The sequence below is a fragment of the Oleiphilus sp. HI0123 genome (assembly GCF_001635315.1).
In genome coordinates, this window is the sequence record NZ_LWGE01001838.1 from 1 (window position 1) to 1,846 (window position 1,846).

At 39.9% G+C, this 1,846-nt stretch carries 2 protein-coding genes; both read left to right on the plus strand.

All coding sequences use genetic code 11. The features are described from left to right. On the plus strand, positions 1–319 hold a 319-nt coding region (locus A3761_RS24730; protein ID WP_156492108.1), incomplete at its 5' end, for a glycosyltransferase. A 32-nt stretch (positions 320–351) separates the two neighbouring features. Then, positions 352–1,518, plus strand: coding sequence for a hypothetical protein (locus A3761_RS24735; RefSeq protein WP_197470040.1), 1,167 nt, complete (start codon positions 352–354; stop codon positions 1,516–1,518). Positions 1,519–1,846 lie beyond the last annotated feature (328 nt).

The following is a 1,846-nucleotide window of genomic DNA, read 5'->3' on the forward strand; positions in this document are numbered from 1 at the left end:
GGATTATGGAATTCTTCCAGATTCAAATGAATATGGTTCACCGATGAAGTTGTTTGAAATGATGGCTATGGAGGTAGCACTGGTTTCTCCAGATTTTGAACCAATCGCAGAAGTAGTAAGCGATAATGAAAATGGTTGGTTGTTCACTAGAAAGGATAAAGCTGAGGCTGTCGAGATAACCTTAAAGTTAGCTGGGGATTTAAAGAATATTAAAAGGGTTGGGGATGGAGCAAGGAAGTATATTCACAATCAGCGGCAGTGGAAACACAACGCAGAATTAGTGTTAGAGTTATTATCAGTAAGCCAGAAACACCCATAAGCTGGCCTGGCAGCAAAAAGGAGTAAAGCAAGGTGTCACCGTTTGAGATCTCGGCAATATTAATTGTAGTTGGACTAGGTCTTGTTGGATTGGTTCTTTATAAGAAAGAAATGCATATCTGGCTACCCTATTACCTGAGAAGAAAATTAAAGGGTAAACTGAAGTACGAAGGAACTACGCATGTTATGTTTTGTTTCGTTGATCATTACGAACCACAGTGGGGGAAGCCAAATGATATTGAAGTTGAAAGGCATCGTGTAGATCGTTGGCACCAGGAAATTCCTAAAGAGTTTGGTCATATTAAAGATTCAGACGGTTGCTTACCAAAACATAGTTATTTCTATCCTGAAGAAGAGTATAGAAAAGAGCATCTGGATAAGATTGAAGATTTATGTGCACAAGGTTTTGGAGAGCTGGAAATTCATTTGCATCATGAAAATGATACTCGTGAAAACTTGACTGAAACTTTGGAGCGTTTTGCAAATACCCTACATAATTCGCATCGCTCTCTAGTTAGACATCCAGAGACAGGGAAGCTGGCGTATGGTTTCATACATGGAAATTGGACGCTTGATAATTGTCACCCTGAAGGCCTGCATTGTGGCGTTAATGATGAACTTTTAGTTTTGAAAGCAACAGGTTGTTATGCGGACTTTACCTTACCATCAGCGCCAAGTCCGACTCAGACATCAACAGTGAATTCGATCTATTACGCGACGGATGATCCAGATAAACCTAAATCTCATGACAAAGGCGTTGATGTTGAAGTCGGTAAGCCTGCATCTGGTGATTTGATGATAATACAGGGGCCGCTCTGTCTAAATTGGAAGAAGCGAAAGTTTGGGTTTTTACCAGGAATTGAAAATGGTGATATTCGTAAATCTATACCCCCTACATCTGATCGTGTTGATATGTGGGTTGATCAGCATATTCATGTTAAGGGGCGTCCAGAGTGGGTATTTGTGAAAATTCATACGCATGGTACTCAGGAGGTGGATATTGATACCTTGTTAGGGGAGCCAACTGTGAAGATGTATGAGTATCTTGCAGACAAGTACAATGATGGTGAGCAATATGCAATGCATTTTGTGTCGTCCCGGGAAATGTACAATATAGTTAAAGCTGCCGAAGCAGGGGAGCAAGGTAATCCAAATGAATATAGGGATTATGTTCTTCCTAAGCCAAAAGTGTTGCTTTAATTGTAAAAAAAGGTGTCAAATAAATGGCGGTTGAGGCGGGGTGTATTGCTATCTAGTGAACACGTTATGTGGGGGACTGTTCTTAGACTAAATTAGAATTGCAATATAAGCTAGTCAGGGCTAGCCAAAATAGCGTATTGGTATATCTTTAAGTTAAGAGAGTGTTAATTCCACGAATAGAATTTGTGACAACTGACTTCGCCGAGTTAGTTGTGAGGTGTCGTAAAATGAAATTATATGATTTACAGATGAAAATGTTGGGAGTAGGCATTTGCTTATTTACCAATGTGTCCGCGTTTGCTCTTAATACTTCTGTTACATTACATGC